The organism is Ohessyouella blattaphilus (genome assembly GCF_024721265.1).
Classification (GTDB): domain Bacteria; phylum Bacillota; class Clostridia; order Lachnospirales; family Lachnospiraceae; genus Aequitasia; species Aequitasia blattaphilus_A.
The window spans coordinates 1-19287 of the sequence record NZ_JAMXOC010000022.1; the positions used below are offsets into that span (position 1 = coordinate 1).

Genomic DNA, 19287 nt, shown 5'->3' on the forward strand with positions numbered 1-19287 from the left:
AAGTACTCAGGCGACTTCTACCGGCGTAGAGTCCTGCTGCTAAACCAGCAGGACCAGCGCCGAGGATGATTACATCATAAATGTTGCTCATTTCATTTCCTCTTCCTACTATCTATTTGTATTTGTCCGCCAACTTATCTGCCATAACAATCGCGTTATAAACCAAGTCCAGATCCACCGGAAAGTTTTCATGATGTACCAGGGGGCCTTCTACGGTCTTCTGGGCAATCGCCATAATATTTTCATGAGTCGCTTCCACTCCCAATTGCTGTAAGGAGATTGGTAACCCAATGCGAGCCATTAATAGCATTACTTTATCCATTAATTCAGCCGGCGTATTCTCTAGCACCATTTGACAAACCAACCCAAAGGCGACTTTTTCACCATGAAGATACTTATGGGTTTCTGGAAGCGCTGTCAAACCAGAATGAATACCGTGAGCAGTCGCTAGACCCGTGTTAAGGAAGCCCAAACCACTAAGGAGAATGTTCGCTTCAACTACATTCTCGAAGGCCTCGGTGACGGTACCACTTTCTAAAGCCCTCATGGCCTCATCCCCATCGGTAAAGAGAATCTCTAAACAAGCATCGGCAATCGCCATTCCCGCTTTACATCGCCGATATCCCGTGCCGATATAGTTGGGGGCATCTGAAGCCTCACAGGCATGAGCCTCGAACCAGGTTGCTAGGGCGTCACCAATTCCCGCGACAAATAATCGCTTAGGTGCCTTAACAATTATCTCTGTATCCACCAGCACAAGAGCAGCATTGCTCTTCATCTTCTGTGAGCCAATGTATTCTCCGTCCTTGGTATACAGAACTGCGATTTCACTTACGGGAGCATCTGTAGATGCGGAAGACGGAACGATAATCACTGGCAGCTCCAGTGAATCCGAACACAATTTAGCTGCGTCAAGGGTCTTACCACCGCCAACACCAACCAGCACCCCCGCTTGCTCATTTCTAATTACCTCGTTGATTCGCTCGATTTCTTCTTGGCAACATTCACCTTCAAAACACACTGTCGTTACTTCGCTTCCGGCCTTTTGATACGCTTCCTTTATGCGACTACTCAGTTCCGGGTATAAAAACCCATCAATTACAACACATGCTCTTCCATAACCCTTGGTGTATTCTGGCAAGCAGTTAAACTCACCAGGTCCTTGAATATAACGCAATGGACTTCCAAATGCTCTCGTTGTCTGACCAACCATAATTTCCTTTCCCTCCGTTAATAAAAATTATTTTCAGTTATTTGCTTATCATAATAACATTTTAAAAATAATTTTCAATATATCTTTCTGTTTATTTTTATTTTCTATAATTTTAACAATTATTTTAATTATTTTTGTGCATTTTCACCTTTAGCTCTCTTTTAGACAAAAATTATTTTCAGTTTTGCAAGCGAAATAGAAAAAGACTGAAACTAACCATATCGAAAATAAGTGTTTTATGGTATATTTATTACATATGCTTATCAAGGGGGAAGATTATGGAAATTAAGTTGAATGGGAAAAACTTAAAGCTGCTGACTTCGCAAATGTCTATTACCGAACTAGAGACGTTATGCGAACTAGCCGGCGTTGGCCTCATTAATATAAATGTCTCTTCAGGAGAGATTCTACTCAACAACGCACTCACTAAGCTCGCTGGTTACGAGCCTGGTGAACTTCCTCACTCTGTAAACACAAAGATGATGCTGACCTGTGAAGAGGACCAACCCTTGATGGAAACTCATCTACAGCGTTTGATTACCGGTGAGGCTGACTACTATCACGCAGAATATCGCATGATTCGCAAAGACAGTAGCCTCGTGTGGATTTCCGAACATATGGCTGTTGCCCAGCGAGATAAAACAGGAAAGATCGTCCGCTTAATCGGTCTGAGCTCTGATATGAGCCGTGAGAAATGGCTGGAAGAACAGAATGTGTTATTAGAAGAAGATAATCGTAAAATTGCCCTTAACTCCCCTCACGCCCAACTAGAAGACCAAAACCGAATGCTAAGAGCCGCTAATCGCTCGGCACGAATGATTGTCGGTGGTTTTAACCAGGATTACGAAAAGGTCCTGAAAAACGCCCTGCAGATTCTTGGTGAAAGTATTCTCGCTGACCGGGTTCAGGTTTGGCGCAACTGCGTAAGAGACGACAAGCTCTTTACTTTCCACCGCGTAGAGTGGACAAGGATTGCCCCTAGTCGCTTTGCTGGTACCGATGAGCGGATCGACTACGCGGACCTTTTTCCTAAGTGGACCGAATACCGCTTAAAGCCAACTTCCGAATGGGATGTTCTCCTAGAAAATGCTGTTAGCACCAACTATAAAGATGAGACCCTGGGTAGCCTAATGATCTTACCTTTATTCTTAAACGGTGAGTTCTGGGGCACCATTGAATTTGATTTCTTAAATGAAGGGCGCACCCATACGGCTGACGAACGGGAAATCATGTCGGCGGGTGCGCTGGTTATCGCTTCTTCTATTTCGAGAAACGAAGCTTTCGGTAAGCTAAATGCCGATCGCGAAGATGCTCTTGAAAGCTCCAAAGCTAAAGGCGACTTTCTTTCTCGCATGAGTCACGAAATTCGTACGCCGATGAATGCCGTTATCGGTATGACCGAATTAGCCCTTAGAGCTAGAGACGAGGAGCAGCGAAAAGACCATCTCTTAAAGGTAAAGGATGCTTCTACCCAGCTACTACAACTTTTGAATGATATTCTCGATATGTCGAAGATCGAAGCTGATAAACTAGAACTCGAGAACGCTCCCTTTAATTTCGAAAAAATGGTTGAACGCATCGGTAGTATTATGAATGTACGGATGGGCGAAAAAGTTCAGCACTATGAAACGGCGATGAACGGTTTACCAAGTCGGCTCCTAATCGGCGATGAGCTTCGTCTCTCGCAAGTAATTATGAACTTAATTGGCAATGCCAATAAATTTACACCGGATGGCGGCACCATTACGCTGCAGGTTGACAATACGCCAGTAGATGATAACCATTCCTGCCTGCGGGTAGCCGTTATCGATACGGGAATTGGCGTTGCCGAAGATCAAATGGACAGCCTCTTTGATTCCTTTGAACAAGCGGACGGCAGTATCTCCAGACGCTTTGGTGGCAGCGGCCTCGGTCTTTCTATCTGTAAGCGTCTAATCGAAATGATGGACGGTAAGATTTGGATTGAAAGCACTCCCGGCGAAGGTTCTTCCTTTATCTTCGAAATCCCCGTTGCTTGGGGCAGCCCGCTTGTGGATGAACAAGAAGAAACGACTAAGAGTAAGGACCGAACTTACCACTGGCAAAATAAACTGGTCTTAATTGCCGAGGATATCAAAATTAACCAAGAAATCATTGCTCACCTATTAGCGGAAACCGGAGCTAGCTTCGACGTGGCCGAAAACGGCAAAGAGGCCTTGACTTATATTGAAAGCGCGAAGACGCTTCCCGATTTAGTACTGATGGATATTCAAATGCCAGAAATGGATGGCCTAGAAGCCACCACTTTAATTAGACAACTGCCCGGCGCCGATAAAGACTCTTTACCGATTGTCGCCATGACGGCTAACGCTTTTAATGAGGACGTTCGCAGGAGTTTAGTCGCTGGTATGAACGCTCATTTATCAAAGCCTTTAGAGATAAATAAATTCTTTAGCACTTTGGCTGATTATTTAGATTGACGTTTCTCTCAGGACGTGATACACTTGACAAGTATTTTAAGTAAAGTCTTGATTCACATGTATGTAAATCACTCTTCACAGATTTACGTACATGTGTTTTTTTTCGCGAAGGCAAAGAGCTGCGCGGATTTGCCTTTCTATAAAATAACAAATAAAAAAATGGAGGTATCTTTCAATGAATAAAGGTACAGTAAAATGGTTTAATGGAACAAAAGGATTTGGTTTTATTTCTAACGACGAGACTAAAGAAGAAGTATTCGTACACTTCACAGGTCTTGCAATGGACGGATTCAAGACTCTTGAAGACGGACAGGCTGTAACCTACGACGTAACTGAAGGCGCTCGTGGCCCTCAGGCAGTTAACGTAGTAGTAGCGTAAGCTTAAACTAAAAAAGAAGCCATCACTTAGATTATCTAGGTGGTGGCTTTTTTTCGTGTAAAGATATGGCGAAATATCATAATGTATAGACTAAAGATACCAAATCCACCGCCGATTCCCGTTAGCAGACGGCGTCGATTACTGGACTCTTTAATATGTAGTTCTTGCAGGCCCCAATCAATACCCATCAGGCCTAGCAGACCCAAGGATACGTTAACGGGAACTCTGATAAACACTGCTACGATTACGGCGATTATCTGCCCTATTGTCACACCTGTGCACCGCGCACATACCGGAAACTGCTTTCCTTTGTAAAAGAAGCTTCGCTCTGGCAGTTGATGGCAGCCGCTGTGATTCCCGATCGTCCTAATAAATTCTAAAACTGATTGCCGCAATTTTGACATAAATGCACCACTCGGGAATTGGTACGCGTACTCCTTCTTCTCTTGCCCATACCGCATAGTCCGCAGAGGATTCCCGGTACACTAAAAAGCAGATAGCCGAGACAAGCCTTAATCCAACCAAATCCCTTTTCCTTTTCATTCGTTATTGTTTCGGTTACCACCTGAGTGGTAACGTGATTACTTCCACATTTAGGACATATCATTTATTTACTCTCCCTTTTCTTCAAAAAATATTAATATTTTATTGCATCTATATTAAGAGTCTTCCCGTAAAATTAACATCAATACGAGGAGGTGTCTAATGTCTTTATTCTATCGCTACAGTGTGCTGGTGGTGCCAGCCTTAATTATATTTTTTATTTCCCTCTCTAGGAAAAAACCTAGATATCCCGTAGCCAAATTTATTAAAATTACGCTTTTTATCATCTACATCAGCATGGTCCTTTCCGTTACCGGTGTCGGTACGATCTATGATTTCGGAAAGTTCGGTGAGATTATTCGCCTTGAGGAGGTTCAGCTAATTCCCTTTACCTCAATCGGCTACCTTACTTATACTCTCAATATCTTCATGTTCGTCCCCTTAGGCTTCTTATTGCCCTTTATCTGGCGAAACATGGACTTTTTAAAAGTCCTGCTGACAGGCTTTAGTTTCTCTTTATTCATCGAGCTCTCTCAGCTTCTCAATCGCCGCGTTACAGATATCGATGACTTAATCGCCAATACCTTAGGGTGTATCATCGGCTATTGTATCTACACCCTTTTCTATAAGCTTTTTCGCCGAAAGGGACCGGTTATGTACCGAGAGAAATGGGGCATCAAAGGGGAAGCCCCTTTACTGCTCTTTGCTATGCTACTTTGTAATTTCTTCTTATATAACTGGCGCGCTGCGATACTCATTCCTTAAAAACGCAATCTCCTTTTGATAGCCAGCTAGCTCATTCGGCGTCTCTAAGTAGCAAGGTATTCCCTGTAAGCGCGGGTGGTTAATGATATTAACAAACGTAGTGCTGCCAAGGGAACCTTCTCCTAGCTTCTCGTGTCGATCCTTATGACTGGAAAAAGGATTCTTACTGTCATTTAAGTGAAGGGCCTTTAACTTATCAAGGCCGATGGTCTGATCGAATTCTTCAATCACCTGTTCTAAATGCTCCTTTATGTCATAACCGCCATCAAAGATATGGCAGGTATCTAGACAGACACCGATTCGGTCTTTCAACTGGATTTTCTCGATAATCGCTGCCAATTCTTCAAACGTACGGCCGATTTCCGTACCCTTTCCGGCCATGGTTTCTAAGAGAACTGTGGTCCTCATCTCTGGGTACATCACATCATTTAGTAACTGAATAATGTTTTCCATGCCCGCTTCCCTCGTCTGAGTCGTATGGGAACCGGGATGAAAATTGTAATAATTTCCCGGTACGTACTCCATTCTCTTAAGGTCATCGGCGATAGTAAGATACGCAAAATCGCGAACTTTTTTATCTGCTGAGGCTGGGTTTAGAGTGTAAGGCGCGTGAGCGAGGATGGTGTGAATCCCGTTTGCTTTTGCATACTCCTGATAATTTCTAACATCTTCTTCATCGATGGGCTTCGCTTTACTTCCCCGAGGGTTTCTCGTAAAGAACTGAAAGGTATTGGCGCCAATGCTAATAGCCTCTTTCCCCATATGAAGAAATCCTTTCGAAGACGATAAGTGACACCCGATGGTAAATTGCTGCTGATTGTTTTTCAAAGTGTTTATAGTCCTTTCCGCTCTCTCGCCTTATCGATTAGTGCCTGTGCTTGGGTAAACGCTTCTGGCAGATAGGATTCCATCCACTCTTTGCCCTGCTTTTCTTGCTCCTTAATCTGAGCCCAGCTTTCTAGAACTTCTTCGCTTCCCGATAATTCCTTCTCGCCAAACACATGGGGATGGCGACGAACCATCTTTTCACTAAGTCCACGAATCACGTCATCCATAGTGAATAGTCCTTCTTCCTCGGCTATTCTCGCGTGCATAACCACCTGCAAAAGCAAATCGCCTAGCTCTTCTTTTAAGTTATCGGCATTACCCGTGTCCGTTAAAATATCGATTCCACAGATCACCTCGGCAGCCTCTTCGATACACGCCGGCTTTAGGCTCTCGTGAGTCTGCTCCCTATCCCAAGGACAACCATCGACCGCCCTTAATCTAGCGATAATCTCTTCAAGCTTTTCAAATTCTGTCATTCTCTTTCTCCTTATATTTCTGCTAACAAAGCATCAACGGCTGCTTCTTTTGTGGTCCAACTCGTACAGATACGGATCACGCTAGTTTTGTCATCTAGGCGCTGCCAGTAAGTAAAGACAAATTTCTCCTTTAACGCCTCTAACTTCTCATCAGGAATAATGATAAACTGCTGATTGGTATCGCTTTCGATAAATAGTTTATAGCCCTTTTCCAGAAATCCTTCCTTTAGCTTCATCGCCATTGAAATACCATGGCCAGAAATCTGGTAGTATAAATCCTCACGGAATAATTCTGCAAACTGAATACCCAGAAGACGGCCTTTGGCTAACATGCCACCCTTTTGCTTGATGATATAACGAAAGTCTTTTTTTAGTTCTTCCCTTGTAATCACCACCGCTTCACCAAAAAGCGCTCCCACTTTCGTCCCGCCTATATAAAACACATCACACAGTCTGGCCAAATCCGCTAACCTAACATCACTTCCAGGCGCCATCAGCCCATACCCCAGCCGAGCACCATCAACAAATAAGTACAAATCATACGCATCGCATACTTCCCGAAGAGCTACTAGCTCGGCTTTCGTATACAGCGTTCCCAGTTCCGTCGGATGCGAAATATAGACCATCTTCGGCTGTACCATATGCTCAAAGGAATCGTCTTCCCTGTGACTGATACACGCCTCTTTTACCTGACTAGCCGTAATCTTTCCATCGGCACTAGGAATACTCAGCACCTTATGTCCATAAGACTCAATCGCGCCACTCTCATGAACATTGATGTGACCGCTTTCTGCTGAAAGCACCCCTTGATGAGGGCGCAGAGCTGCAGAAATAACCGTCATATTGGTCTGGGTGCCACCAACGAGAAAGTGAACATCCACATCTTCTCTTCCGCACTCTCTGCGAATATAGCCTCTCGCCTCCTCACAGTACGCATCCTCGCCATAACCTACCGTTTGTTCCATATTTGTGCTGGCCAGCTTCTCCACGATCGCTGGATGAGCGCCTTCCGTATAATCACTTGTAAATAGAATCATCTTTTGCCTCTCCTTCTCAAAATCATCTGCAACCATTATACTACTAGAATCGTCGAAAAGGGATAACTTACCTTATTTTTTATTAATTCATTGATTTTCTCCACAAAGTCGATTAAAATACGATTACGAGGTGAAAATATGATAAAAACCACTGCAATGATCTTAGATGAACTTAAAGACTTCTCAAGTCCAGCTGATAAATTGGCGAGGTTAGTCAAGAGAAAAGAATATATCCCTATTGTAAGGGGGTTATATGAAACGGAACGAACCACTCCTGGATACTTGCTCGCTGAAAGTATCTATGGTCCTTCATATCTATCTTTTGAATTTGCCTTATCTTACCACGGACTGATTCCTGAAGCCGTTTACACATATACATCAGCTACCTTCAAAAAAAGAAAACGGAAAACTTACTCTACTCCATTTGGAACCTATACGTACCGCGATATTCCTGAAAGTGTCTATCCTTATGGTGTACAAATTGTAAAAGAGAACAATTACTCATATAAAATCGCTTCTCCTGAAAAAGCCCTGTGTGATCAACTGTATAAAACTAGTCCTTTATCAAATTATAAGGATATGCAGGCCCATCTATTCGAAAATCTAAGAATAGATAAACAAGATTTGGAAACACTTAATCAAGAAGACATACGCGATCTTTCAAAAAAGTATGGAAGCACTAATGTTAAGAGATTATATGAATTAATAAAGAGGTTGTAAAATGAATCTGATTGAACAAATGATTACGGCATACGATGCCCCTACAATATTCGAGCAAAAAAATGTACTAAAAGAAGTTATGCAAGAAATTGTGCTCTGCGGCTTAAGCCGAGCAGATTTTTTCGCCCATGCTGCCTTCTATGGCGGTACTGCACTTCGCATTTTTTATGGCTTAGATCGATTTTCCGAAGATTTAGATTTTTCTCTTATAGATGCTGACCCTGATTTTAATCTGTCTTCATACTTTCCGATATTAGAGAAGGAAATTCAATCTTACGGACTTAGGGTTCAGATAAACACTAAAAAGAAAACTAAGGATTCAGATATTCAATCAGCCTTTCTAAAAGGAAACACGAAAGAACACCTTTTAATGTTTTATCCAGAAGATAGTGCTTTTTCAAGTATTCCTAAAAATGAAGTAATAAAAATAAAGTTTGAAGTTGATGTTAATCCACCAAAATTCGCAACGTTTGAACGTAAGTATCGACTGCAACCCGTACCTTATGAAGTCAATCTGTATGATGAGCCCTCTTTGTTTGCAGGAAAAATACATGCTGTAATCGGTCGCTCTTGGAAGAATCGAACGAAAGGTCGTGACTTATATGATTTTATATTTTATCGTTCGCGAGGAATCGCCGTAAATGAAAAGCACCTAAGAGAAAGGCTTCTACAATCTGGCCACATCAAGGAAAAAGATCCTTTCAATGCAAACATAATCCGAGATATGCTTTGTGACAGATTTAAGAAAATCGATTACCTACAGGCAAAGGAAGACGTTGCTCCATTTATACGCGACCCGTCTGTACTCAATATATGGAGCAGTGATTTTTTTGAACAAATCACAAAAGATTTGCAAACCGTTTAACGAAACTATTCCCTTTAATCCACTAGGAGAAATTAATGAAATCCAAAAGAAAACACATAATCCTAATACTAAGTGCACTACTAATAGTTCTACTAATTGTCGGGGGAATCTTAGCCGTTCAAAAATTCCATCTTTTCGGTAATCCAGCCGAGCAAAAGAAACAGGTTTTGAAAGCCTATATGACCGCAATCGAAAAGAACGATTACGAAAAAATGTGGTCGCTACTTTCTAAAGACAGCCAAAAGCAGGTTAGTAAAGAGGATTTTATCTCTCGTAATCAAAACATCTACGAGGGTATCGGCACCACAAAAGTAACGATAAGTGAGCTTTCTCTTGCTGATGATGAAGATGTCCTAAGCTATCACACCACTCTCCTAACGAGCGCTAATGAAATCGCTTTTGATAACCAAGTAGATCTTGTTAAAGAAGATAATGACTATAAAATCAAGTGGACAGACTCGCTGATTTTTCCAGAATTAACCGCAGATGACAAAGTGCAGATAGCTGCCGAAGAGGCTCCTAGAGGCGACATTCGCGACCGAAACGGTGCCCTTTTAGCGACTCAAGGCGAAGTGTCTGAGGTGGGTTTTGTCCCGGGCAAGATGAATAAAGATAACAAAGAAGGAATGCAAAAAGTGGCTGACTTACTCGAAATCCCTGTCACTTCCATCGAGGATAAACTTTCGGCTTCCTGGGTTAATGACGACTCCTTCGTTCCGATCAAAAAAATCAAAAAGTACCAAGGTGACTATGAACATGCCCTCGCGTCAGAAGATGCCGATGCTCTTTTTCACCAACATCTCCTTGAAGTACCGGGGGTGCTGATTAATACCGTAACCGAGCGCATCTACCCACTGGGAGAAAGCGCTGCTTTGCTAACTGGATACGTCCAGAAAGTAACCGCTGAGGATTTGGAAAAACATGCTGGTGAAGGCTATGGACAAAACAGCTACATCGGTAAAAGCGGTCTAGAATACCTATACGAAGAACAGCTAAAGGGTGAAGACGGCTGCAAAATCTGGATTGCCAATAAAGACGGCGACGAAAAGCAAGTTCTCGCAAGCAAGCTGATCGTACCTGCAGAAAGTATCACAACTACCATTGATGCTAATTTACAACGACAAATATACAATAGCTTTGCCAGTGATAAAGCTGCCTCAGTGGCAATGAATCCCTATACCGGCGAAGTACTTGCCCTCGTCAGTACGCCAAGCTATGATGTCAACCTGATGGTTCTCGGTCTAAGCGAGGCCAAGTGGAATGCCCTGAATGACGATCCCAATAAGCCTATGTTCAATCGCTTTCGCGCGACTTGGGTTCCTGGTTCCACCTTTAAACCGATAACGGGAGCTATCGGTGTGAATTCCGGTAAGTTAGACCCAAATGCTGATCTAGGTCATAGTGGTCTCTCATGGCAAAAAGACAGCAACTGGGGAAATTTTAGTATTACCACTTTGGTAGAATATTCAGGTGCTGCCAACCTAAGCAATGGGCTGATTTACTCAGACAACATTTATTTCGCGAAGGCGGCTATGCAAATCGGTAAAGACGATTTTACGAAAGGACTTGATAATATCGGCTTTGATAAGGAACTAGACTTTCCCATTAAGATGGAGACCTCTAGTTACGGAATCCTGTCTACCGAGACCGATCTGGCAAACAGCGGTTACGGACAAGCTCAGATGCTAGTAAACCCTCTGCATATGGCCTCCATCTATTCGGCTTTCCTAAATAGCGGAATCATGGTAAAGCCCGTGCTTGATAGCTTCGATAAGCAAAGTCAGCCATGGCTTGAAAATGCCTTTTCTCCAGAAGTAGCGGAGCTAATCAAAAGCAACTTAGCAAGCGTTATCTCCGAAAACAGTTCGGCGGTTATCAATACCCACGGCGCTACTTTTGCTGGCAAAACCGGCACTGCCGAAATCAAAACCAGTCAAAGCGACACTAGCGGCACTGAACTAGGATGGTTTAATATCTTTACTATCAATAGAGACCATACCAACGCCCTCCTAATGGTCTCTATGGTTGAAGATGTAAAGGACCGGGGTGGCAGTTCTTATGTTGTCAATAAAACCGACGAAGTCTTAGCCCAGTATATGCAATAGTTATACATGTAAAACCGGTAGGAATTAGAACCTCTCTAACTCCTACCGGTTTTATTATTGTCTTGTTAACCTTCCTGCATCCATCTCCCACACATAATCCGCAAGTAACGTGATATCCTCACTGTTATGGCTAGTTAACATAATTGTCTTACCGGCTTCTTTAAGCTCTTCAATCAACTGACGAATTTCTTTCACCCCTTCCTTATCAAGGCCATTAAAGGGTTCATCCAGTATTAGAAGATCAGGATCTTCCATAATTGCTTGCACAATTCCTAACCGCTGTTTCATCCCCATGGAATATTTTCCAACCGCTTTTTTAGAAGTCGGGTCAAGACCAACGCGTATGAGACATTCTTTTATCCGCTCCTCGGTAATCACGCATCTAATCTGTGCTAATAATTTCAGATTTTTGAAACCGGATAAATGCTGAAGAAATCCTGGCCTTTCAATAATCGCCCCTACGGATTCAGGAAAATCTATATCCTTTCCGATTTCTTTGCCGTTTACATAGATACGCCCTGCCGTAGGCTTTATAAATCCGCATATACACTTAAAGAATACGCTTTTCCCAGAACCGTTATTACCGATTACCGCATGGGTTTCCCCTTTTTTAAATTCGCAAGAAATCCCTTTTAAAATCTCTTCTTCTCGGAACGTTTTCTTCAAGTTCTCAACTTTAATCATTTCACCACTCCTCCTGCGCTTTACACGCCCTACAAAAAGTTGAATTGATATTTTTTGGCTAAGATAGTAATCAGAACAATATTTATCAGGATTAACACGGCAAAAAGTAAATAACTCTGCCACATTCTCGGCAACAAATCATAACCGAAATTGTGCATGTAATAAGTGGCGTGATTGAGTGGTGAAATCCAGCCGCAAAGCACATTTGCCTTATACTGTAAGTTCTCTGGAATATCCAGGACTCGTCGAATCGACTGTGGATTCAAAAGCAAGCCATAAAGATTCAGAGCAAAGACGCTCAAAACTCCGCCAAACTTGTTTTTCAATAAATTAAACACCATCATTAACGTCGCTCCTAGTAGTGTATAAAGCAACATCAAAAGAAAGATGGTCAAAACACACTGATAAGGACTTGATATCTCCATCGCTTTTACCGAAGCTGGTAGGGCAATATCCGTTCCCACTCCTGAATAACCTAGCAAGGCTCCGGTTTCGCTCCACATATTTCCCACGAACGAAATCGGGGCACAGATAAGGCAAAAAACACCTAACAGAAAACACATATAAATGATCGTCACTAGCCCAACATATAGAAGCTGAGCACTAATCCATATACGCCGGTTGATACGCAGTAGATAGTACGGAGTCGCTTCATTGACAAAGGGCATATCCATAAAGAAGAAAATCAGTAGCAACGACGCCAGCATTATTGACTTTGCATCACCAAAAGCCCATACGAATGGCTCAAATATCTGCATAAAGGTACCATAACTCTTTGCAAACATCAGTGCCTTTCCCGATAGCATCACGCAAAAAGTAAAGGCCAAGACAAAGGCCGTAATGATTCGTGGATTTCTCTTCCATTCTAGAAAATTCATCTTTGTTATCGAAAGCACTACTCGCATATTAGTCATTTTCCCATCTTCTCTCAATCATCTTCCCATAGCCAACAATGACAACAGTATTTAAAATAAGTAGAACCATCAGTACTTGTGTAGGCGAGGATAACTCGGCCAGCATCCACTCTTTCGGATTAATTAGCCAGATCTTTCCCAAGTAAGCACTACTTAAAGTCGAGACAACGTAATAGAAGATAAAAGGTGCTCCATACGCCATATAACGATTCTTCACAAAGGCAGCAATCGCCCCGCCTAATAAGGCATAAAAGGAACCATTCAAACAGCGGAGCAAAAGCGTCTGCAGAAGCAAAAGATAGTAGTCAACCGGCATTGCCTCCATCAGCTTTAACTCTTCACTATTTGGTGGATTGTGAATAAGAGCTAGAATGAGTACTAGCACGCTCGCAAGAAGCACGGTTATAAAACCAAACAAGCCACAACCAATCACCTTCGACCATTTATAATCTCTTTTCGTTGTACGTAGCAAAATATAAGGCAATGCACCACTTTGTAAATCATCTAAATAAGACGTACTAAGAGCTAAGGTACATGCAATCGGAATTAAGAAAGCGAACAGTTCTGTGCGTAGCACAAGCAGGAAAGACTCGAATGCTCGAACCTTTCCTGCAAAATAGTTAACCTCTGTCAAAGTGTCCATAACGCCTACGGTGGTAAGCCAGCCACCGATGGTAAGACTAAAAAGACCTAGGTAGAGGCCGGTAGAAAATAAGCCTCTTTTGCCCTCTACGCAAAACATCCGCTTCATCTTCATCACCCTTACATTTTCACCCGAATAAACCCACCATCTATGGCATTTAACACCACTGTCTCTATATTCGATAGATATGTTTCCGTCTCCCCTGCCGACGTATAGGTTGACACATAGGCAACATCAAAGACCCAAACCGGCACCAGCCAAGCCGCTTCCGGATCATTATATGCTTCAATATTGGCGGCTCGTAACTGTACATTGTTAACAGTATAGATATTTTCATAGCCTTCTGAGTCCATTCCGCCTAACTTAGCCACCTGGGCATACAGCAAATGATCCGCCAGCTTTTCTTTAATCTTATCAAAGTGAAGAAGTTTTGTATTCTCAGCAATCACGTCCTTTTTCCTAGAAATATCTTCCCACTCAAAGGACTTCACCCCTGCTTCCGTAACAATAATGCGGATATTAGCCGTGCGAAAAGACGGCGCATACGTTACTTCACTTAGCTCATTCCCTTGCCTAGCGGCAAAGGGCAAAGAATAGCCCACTACGTCACCTGCTTTTGGCGAAATATAGACGGCGTAACCATGACTTTTTGACGATCCATCATCAACTACACCAGCAAAGCTTTCGCTTTCACTTGAACCGAATGCCTTCACACACTCAGCCACCGCCATCCCTTCGATTTCTAGCTCTTCAAGAACACGCTTAGCAGAAGCAATGGCCTGGTCACTGGTAAAGGCGCTATCATCCGCCTGATCTAGCCCGCTTGCCAGATAATGCAAATACTCTCCTCTTCCATGATCAAAAGCACTATCTAAAGCCTGCTCTTGTTCCAGCTCCTTTTCATCGATAAAAGTTCCTTGTCGGTAGACAAAAGCCGTCGTGCTTCCTATCTCATCGTCATAGCTAATCGCCCGCACCACTGGATCGAGAACTTGCCCTTTCTCTATTCTAGCAGTAAAACCAATTGGCTTCTCGGTATCGTAATACCAAGAAAAATTCCGAGGGCGATTTGCCCCATTATGCGACGGTTTTCCTATTATTTCTGTTCCTAACGGCTCCGGTGCCGTTAGCTTTGCCTCAATATATTGACGCTCCCCTCGTTGCTCTTTGGCATTTTCAATTTGTGCATCTATCTTCGCTAAAGCGTTATTACGATTATCCTCTGGATAATACCCCCAATTGCCCGCACCCTTGGCAATCTGCTCTCGCTCATTTTGAAGCTCACTTTTTGTCAGCTCCTGGGATTTATATAAGGGCTTTCCTTCAGAAAAATATGCGCATAGCTGCTCAAGTAGCTCTTGGTCCATCGTGCGTATTTCATATGCGTAAACCGGAGTATTATAAATCTCCGGTATCTTCATCTCATAGTCCGCTTCTAAAGTAATAAAACCCTCATTTCGGTATAACGTCTCTTGCCAGTGCTTAGGAACACCCAAATCTTTTGCTATCTTATTTTTCTCTACCGGAATGACACTTTCTTCCGGCAACCCTTCTGACTTATCTACTACGACTTTCTCAGAGGGTGTTTTCTGACATGCCACTAACATTAGGCTAATGATTAAAATACTTACGCTCATTATTTTCACTCTAAGATTTCGGTGATTTCGATTATCTACCATAGACTCTCTCCCTTCACTCGTCAAGCACGCTACCGCAATATCCCCTTTCTTTAATTGTACCTTGCCTTCTACAAAATATCGAGCCAAAAAAAATTAAAAAGCAAACAACCTTAAGCACACGCCTAAGGTTGTTTATTAAATCACGGAAAGTATTTCTGAAAAAGAATTCACTTTCATATCCGCTTTCTCATATGTAGCTGCATCTCCGATGCCAATCCCTATCATGCCTCCCGCTTTAGCTGCATCTATTCCCACTTTTGCATCTTCTACAACGTAGCACTCTTCAGGTTCTAGCCTAAGAAACTCCGCTGCTTTAAGGAATACTTCTGGACTTGGTTTTGATTGATTAATATTCGTACCATCAGAAATCGCTTGAAACGCCCCTAGTAAATCAACTTTCTCCAAAATCAGCTTGGCGTTTTTACTAGAAGAGCCGATAGCTAAGCGAAATCCTCTGCGGCGAAGCTCCTTCAAGCAGCTCCGAACCTCTGCAGATACATTCGCCGGTCTCATCTGTTGCAACATATTACGATAAATCTCATTCTTCTTCTCGGCTAATTCACTTTTTTGTACTTGATTCAGCGGCTCGCCCTGATACCGCTCAAGAATTATTTCCAAGCTATCCATACGGCTGACTCCGCGGAGGCGATTATTAATCTTTTCATCAAAATAGACTCCAAGCTCATCGGCCAACTGTTTCCATGCTAAATAGTGATATTGATCGGTAAAGACGAGCACTCCATCTAAATCAAAGATAATCCCTTTCTTTTCCTTAGTTTGTACAAGGTGATGGTGACGCATAAACCAAGTAGGGGTACAACTCCAAGCATGACAATAACTATTTACAATACTCGACCCATAGGGTGATTCTGTAGGATTTTTCGGATTAAATAACTCGTAGAAAGTATCCGCCCCTTCTTCTACCATTCCACCCCAATATTTCACCATCCACTCATATGCTTGTTGTCTTTGCCCAGCTTGTATAAGAGCCTCTACAAAGTGATGGTACATATAGGGGGTTACCATTGGTTCTGCATTTTGATAGCTTTGTACCTTATCGAGGATTTTTTTATTCTTTTCTTCGTCAAAGACCCCTGCTAACACCATCCAGGCTTGTCCGGCATAAGACACTTGCCTGCTTGTTCCACTAACAAAAAGACCCGTCTTCTCATCGAATAAATATCGCTTCGCCGCTTCTTCCTTGGCCTTAACATCCTGCTCTAATTCGTTAACACCTTCATTATTCCCTAACAACTTGTATAACTGGATGAGTTGTTTTTCACAATAGATATAGACTGCCTGTGCACCTACTTGCTTATTCAATCGCAAGTTCCAATCAATAAAGCACCAACCTAACTGATCCGAATCTCGCACCAAATGGTTACTGTCAAAATACGCTCGACTTAATTCTACCTGACGCCTAGCTACTGGCAATAGCTCTCTACCTGTCTCTACATCATTTGTTGCTTCTAAGTAATTCAAAAGCGTCGATATGAAAAAAAAGGAGTAGTCAAACATATAGGTATCGTCTCCTATCACCTCTGGCTCAGTAAAGACGCAAGCACACACTCGTCCTTCCTCATTGGTCGTTCCTGCAAAAAGATAAAGGCAGCGTTTAACCAAATCATTCTGCTGATAACTAGAATAATTGACAAGGGCTTGTAAACGTAAATCTCCTATCCAAAGACGTCGATCCCGTTTAGGACCATCCTCAAAAACATCTTGCATGCAATTACGAAGTGTCCGCAAGGCAATATTGTCTATCTTTTGCTCTCTTTGATTCCCCTTAAGAGACTCTACTTTATCATCCTCAGCGGCAGTATAGGTTTCTGCCTGGACGTGGTCCACTACCAGTGAATACTTCGAAGATACGTCAAGGACATCAATCTTGATATAGCGAAAAGCGTAACGCCTTGGGAGGGCCATCATAGTTGGTAGTACATCTATATGAAGCCACTCTTCCTGAATCCATCCCTTACTAATCCACCCATCGTAATCCCTAGAGTCTTCCTCTAATTCCCTGGCTGCTTCACAAAACTTAATCTTTATAAAAGCCGGCGCATCCTGATGACTACCAACAGCATGAAAACCTATACGCACCTTTCCTACGTAATGATTACCAAAATCAAACACTATTGTATCCCCTCGTTTTAACTCTTTGCTGGGAACACCTGTGATTGGTTGTATCTTCGTAGTGTATATTTTCGGTTTAAGCTGCTGTGCCTTAGCAATATATGTTTCCTTGTCTGTCCTTTTTTTGATCACGCCTTCTTACTCCTCTACTCTATATTAATACTTCAACTCTTTTCTTCCGCAAAAAGGGTCGATCGGGCTCATACCTTTAAACTCACTTTTACCAGTAATCTTCTCAACCACTGCCTCTAAAACGAAGTCGTTGTTGGAATAGCAATTGATATACGTTTTGATCATGGGCACATCTAAGAGGTGATAAGGGTTTGCTACGCTAATAAACAACACCGGAACTTCCTTCACAAACCAAGGTACATTATTACCTTGCCCCCAAAAGGTATACCAATCCAGACGGTTTGTCGTCTTGTTACTCGCATTTTCCACATTACCAAGATAAATAACCAAATCGTATTTTTGACGAAAGTCACTGACATTATCAACACCAGCTGCAAAGTCTTCCTTTACATATACGATAACCGTGAACCCTTCTCTTTCAAGCACCGACTTCACCTTGTCTATCACTCGATCATTGGAAGGAAAATCACCCAATATTTCTAGGAGTACTCTTCTGTGTTCTGTAGCCTTTATCGGCAGTAATCCTTGGGTGTCTTTTACCAATGTAATAGACTCATCTGCCAACTCCTTAGCCCAATTCAGATGCTGGTCACAGCGAAGAACTTTAAGAGCCGACTCCCCTGGCACTAATGTGCCTTGCTTCTTCTTTTCATGCAGTCCTAAAGAAGCTTTAAGCGCTAAAATTCTTCGATTGGCATCATTTAAACGCTTCTCGGAGAGAATACCCTTCTGATATCCCGTCATCATAAACTGATAATCTTCTGCTAAGTCTTTGTTAAAGAGAAACATATCGCAACCATTCTCAATAGCCAAAGGTACTGCCGTTTGCCTGTCCATAGCTGCGGTAAAGCCTACCATTGGCGTCGCATCTGTAATTATAAGACCTTCAAATCCTAGTTTTTTGCGTAGAAGTTGTTGTAAAAGTGCTTTTGATAAGGTGGCTGGGATAATTTCCCCAGCGCTTTCTGGTTCATAGTATTCTTGATATGCTGGCATAGCAATATGCCCAGCCATTACGCTCAACGTTCCTGCTTCAATCATCTCCTGATAAACCATACCAAAGATTTCATCCCAGCCTTCCATACTGAGGGAATTAACGGAAGTAAGTAAATGTTGATCTCGTTCATCCACCCCGTCGCCAGGAAAATGCTTAACGGATGTCGCCACATTACATTCCTTCGCTCCTCGTAGGTATTCTTTGGCAAAAGCTGCCACTCTTTGCGGATCTTTTCCGAAGGTACGAACATTAGTAATAGGATTATGATCGTTTAAATCAACGTCCACTACCGGGGCAAATGCCCAGTTGATTCCTAGGGCTGCTGCCTCCTTACATGCAATCGTTCCCAAACGATAAGCTTGCTTTACATCACCCGTGGCTGCTACCGACATCGGTTTACCAAAGGCTGTACCATCTATGGCAGCTCCATCACCACCAGCTTCTAGATTGGAAGGAATAAGAAGTGGTATCCGGGAATGCTCTTGAGCATACGCAAATGTATCTCGCATCTCCACGCTCATGCCATCCCGAAAGAACAAGCCACCAATATGAAACCGCAGTAATTCATGTTCTAAATAACCCCTATCCGTGGAATAGCCAATCGGACAGAATAACTGTCCGATTTTCTCTTCTAGGGACATCTGTGATAGTGTGTAATCCACCCACTGAATATCATCCTCTTTCAAATAAAACGGATTCCCTTTTAAATTCATAT

General features: G+C 42.6%; 18 protein-coding genes and 1 pseudogene. 6 read left to right on the forward strand and 13 right to left on the reverse strand.

Annotated elements, in window-relative coordinates; genetic code table 11:
• Positions 1-112 precede the first annotated feature (112 nt).
• Positions 113-1213 (reverse strand): glycerol dehydrogenase, encoded by a 1101-nt coding sequence (locus NHH16_RS12300; RefSeq protein WP_262069908.1) that lies wholly within the window; start codon positions 1211-1213, stop codon positions 113-115.
• A gap of 278 nt (positions 1214-1491) precedes the next feature.
• Here NHH16_RS12300 and NHH16_RS12305 point away from each other — a divergent pair, with 278 nt between their 5' ends.
• Together NHH16_RS12305 and NHH16_RS12310 are read left to right on the forward strand one after the other, a co-directional pair.
• Entirely contained in the window at positions 1492-3672 is a 2181-nt protein-coding gene (locus NHH16_RS12305; RefSeq protein WP_262069909.1) for a hybrid sensor histidine kinase/response regulator, read from the forward strand.
• A 175-nt stretch (positions 3673-3847) separates the two neighbouring features.
• On the forward strand, positions 3848-4051 hold the full coding sequence (locus NHH16_RS12310; protein WP_262069910.1) for a cold-shock protein: 204 nt from the start codon (positions 3848-3850) through the stop codon (positions 4049-4051).
• Between the two features lie 35 nt (positions 4052-4086).
• On the opposite strand, the gene NHH16_RS12315 is transcribed toward NHH16_RS12310, so the two are convergent.
• Both NHH16_RS12315 and NHH16_RS12320 read right to left on the reverse strand, forming a co-directional pair.
• Entirely contained in the window at positions 4087-4455 is a 369-nt protein-coding gene (locus NHH16_RS12315; protein ID WP_262069911.1) for a DUF2085 domain-containing protein, read from the reverse strand.
• A complete protein-coding gene (locus NHH16_RS12320; protein ID WP_262069912.1) occupies positions 4428-4658 on the reverse strand; it encodes a hypothetical protein in 231 nt (76 codons plus the stop codon). Before NHH16_RS12320 ends, NHH16_RS12315 begins: the two co-directional genes overlap by 28 nt.
• A gap of 98 nt (positions 4659-4756) precedes the next feature.
• Here NHH16_RS12320 and NHH16_RS12325 point away from each other — a divergent pair, with 98 nt between their 5' ends.
• A complete protein-coding gene (locus tag NHH16_RS12325; protein ID WP_262069913.1) occupies positions 4757-5359 on the forward strand; it encodes a VanZ family protein in 603 nt (200 codons plus the stop codon).
• Here NHH16_RS12325 and NHH16_RS12330 read toward each other — a convergent pair.
• The 3 genes from NHH16_RS12330 to NHH16_RS12340 form a co-directional block, all read right to left on the reverse strand.
• Complete coding sequence (locus NHH16_RS12330) at positions 5324-6121, reverse strand: deoxyribonuclease IV (RefSeq protein ID WP_262069955.1); 798 nt, start codon at positions 6119-6121, stop codon at positions 5324-5326. The two genes, NHH16_RS12325 and NHH16_RS12330, sit on opposite strands and share 36 nt — an antisense overlap.
• Positions 6122-6192: 71 nt before the next feature.
• Positions 6193-6663 carry a MazG family protein gene (locus tag NHH16_RS12335; protein WP_262069914.1) on the reverse strand — a complete coding sequence of 157 codons (471 nt, stop codon included), beginning with the start codon at positions 6661-6663 and terminating at the stop codon, positions 6193-6195.
• Positions 6664-6674: 11 nt separating this feature from the next.
• Positions 6675-7700 carry a threonine aldolase family protein gene (locus tag NHH16_RS12340; RefSeq protein ID WP_262069915.1) on the reverse strand — a complete coding sequence of 342 codons (1026 nt, stop codon included), beginning with the start codon at positions 7698-7700 and terminating at the stop codon, positions 6675-6677.
• A gap of 138 nt (positions 7701-7838) precedes the next feature.
• On the opposite strand from NHH16_RS12340, the gene NHH16_RS12345 reads away from it, so the two are divergent.
• From NHH16_RS12345 to NHH16_RS12355, 3 genes are read left to right on the forward strand one after another with little or no spacing between them, the layout of a single operon-like run.
• On the forward strand, positions 7839-8420 hold the full coding sequence (locus tag NHH16_RS12345; protein WP_262069916.1) for a type IV toxin-antitoxin system AbiEi family antitoxin domain-containing protein: 582 nt from the start codon (positions 7839-7841) through the stop codon (positions 8418-8420).
• A gap of 1 nt (position 8421) precedes the next feature.
• Positions 8422-9285 carry a nucleotidyl transferase AbiEii/AbiGii toxin family protein gene (locus NHH16_RS12350; RefSeq protein ID WP_262069917.1) on the forward strand — a complete coding sequence of 288 codons (864 nt, stop codon included), beginning with the start codon at positions 8422-8424 and terminating at the stop codon, positions 9283-9285.
• A 35-nt stretch (positions 9286-9320) separates the two neighbouring features.
• On the forward strand, positions 9321-11390 hold the full coding sequence (locus NHH16_RS12355) for a penicillin-binding transpeptidase domain-containing protein (RefSeq protein ID WP_262069918.1): 2070 nt from the start codon (positions 9321-9323) through the stop codon (positions 11388-11390).
• Between the two features lie 54 nt (positions 11391-11444).
• On the opposite strand, the gene NHH16_RS12360 is transcribed toward NHH16_RS12355, so the two are convergent.
• From NHH16_RS12360 to NHH16_RS12390, 7 genes and pseudogenes are all read right to left on the reverse strand, one after another.
• The gene (locus tag NHH16_RS12360) at positions 11445-12074 is read right to left on the reverse strand and encodes an ATP-binding cassette domain-containing protein (protein ID WP_262069919.1); all 630 of its coding nucleotides are present in this window, start codon (positions 12072-12074) and stop codon (positions 11445-11447) included.
• A gap of 29 nt (positions 12075-12103) precedes the next feature.
• Positions 12104-12988 (reverse strand): hypothetical protein, encoded by an 885-nt coding sequence (locus NHH16_RS12365; RefSeq protein WP_262069920.1) that lies wholly within the window; start codon positions 12986-12988, stop codon positions 12104-12106.
• Positions 12981-13748 carry a hypothetical protein gene (locus NHH16_RS12370; RefSeq protein WP_262069921.1) on the reverse strand — a complete coding sequence of 256 codons (768 nt, stop codon included), beginning with the start codon at positions 13746-13748 and terminating at the stop codon, positions 12981-12983. Before NHH16_RS12370 ends, NHH16_RS12365 begins: the two co-directional genes overlap by 8 nt.
• Positions 13749-13750: 2 nt before the next feature.
• Positions 13751-15310, reverse strand: a complete 1560-nt coding sequence (locus NHH16_RS12375; protein WP_262069922.1) for a DUF6034 family protein — start codon at positions 15308-15310, stop codon at positions 13751-13753.
• A 135-nt stretch (positions 15311-15445) separates the two neighbouring features.
• Positions 15446-16111, reverse strand: coding sequence for a beta-phosphoglucomutase (gene pgmB / locus NHH16_RS15740; protein ID WP_262069956.1), 666 nt, complete (start codon positions 16109-16111; stop codon positions 15446-15448).
• Positions 16112-16120: 9 nt separating this feature from the next.
• Positions 16121-17575, reverse strand: a pseudogene (locus NHH16_RS15670) (alpha-L-rhamnosidase-related protein); the annotation flags it as partial.
• Positions 17576-17599: 24 nt separating this feature from the next.
• The gene (locus tag NHH16_RS12390) at positions 17600-19285 is read right to left on the reverse strand and encodes a glycoside hydrolase family 3 protein (protein ID WP_262069923.1); all 1686 of its coding nucleotides are present in this window, start codon (positions 19283-19285) and stop codon (positions 17600-17602) included.
• Between the last annotated feature and the right edge of the window lie 2 nt (positions 19286-19287).

Bases quoted from the DNA above. Each gene is read 5' to 3' on its own strand.
- NHH16_RS12355 (WP_262069918.1), top strand. From the start codon at position 9,321: ATGAAATCCAAAAGAAAACACATAATCCTAATACTAAGTGCACTACTA.
- NHH16_RS12310 (WP_262069910.1), top strand. From the start codon at position 3,848: ATGAATAAAGGTACAGTAAAATGGTTTAATGGAACAAAAGGATTTGGT.
- NHH16_RS12305 (WP_262069909.1), top strand. From the start codon at position 1,492: ATGGAAATTAAGTTGAATGGGAAAAACTTAAAGCTGCTGACTTCGCAA.
- NHH16_RS12340 (WP_262069915.1), bottom strand. From the start codon at position 7,700: ATGATTCTATTTACAAGTGATTATACGGAAGGCGCTCATCCAGCGATC.
- NHH16_RS12350 (WP_262069917.1), top strand. From the start codon at position 8,422: ATGAATCTGATTGAACAAATGATTACGGCATACGATGCCCCTACAATA.
- NHH16_RS12365 (WP_262069920.1), bottom strand. From the start codon at position 12,988: ATGACTAATATGCGAGTAGTGCTTTCGATAACAAAGATGAATTTTCTA.
- NHH16_RS12345 (WP_262069916.1), top strand. From the start codon at position 7,839: ATGATAAAAACCACTGCAATGATCTTAGATGAACTTAAAGACTTCTCA.
- NHH16_RS12360 (WP_262069919.1), bottom strand. From the start codon at position 12,074: ATGATTAAAGTTGAGAACTTGAAGAAAACGTTCCGAGAAGAAGAGATT.
- NHH16_RS12375 (WP_262069922.1), bottom strand. From the start codon at position 15,310: ATGGTAGATAATCGAAATCACCGAAATCTTAGAGTGAAAATAATGAGC.
- NHH16_RS12390 (WP_262069923.1), bottom strand. From the start codon at position 19,285: ATGAATTTAAAAGGGAATCCGTTTTATTTGAAAGAGGATGATATTCAG.
- NHH16_RS12320 (WP_262069912.1), bottom strand. From the start codon at position 4,658: ATGATATGTCCTAAATGTGGAAGTAATCACGTTACCACTCAGGTGGTA.
- NHH16_RS12315 (WP_262069911.1), bottom strand. From the start codon at position 4,455: ATGTCAAAATTGCGGCAATCAGTTTTAGAATTTATTAGGACGATCGGG.
- pgmB (WP_262069956.1), bottom strand. From the start codon at position 16,111: ATGCGTCACCATCACCTTGTACAAACTAAGGAAAAGAAAGGGATTATC.
- NHH16_RS12330 (WP_262069955.1), bottom strand. From the start codon at position 6,121: ATGGGGAAAGAGGCTATTAGCATTGGCGCCAATACCTTTCAGTTCTTT.
- NHH16_RS12300 (WP_262069908.1), bottom strand. From the start codon at position 1,213: ATGGTTGGTCAGACAACGAGAGCATTTGGAAGTCCATTGCGTTATATT.
- NHH16_RS12335 (WP_262069914.1), bottom strand. From the start codon at position 6,663: ATGACAGAATTTGAAAAGCTTGAAGAGATTATCGCTAGATTAAGGGCG.
- NHH16_RS12325 (WP_262069913.1), top strand. From the start codon at position 4,757: ATGTCTTTATTCTATCGCTACAGTGTGCTGGTGGTGCCAGCCTTAATT.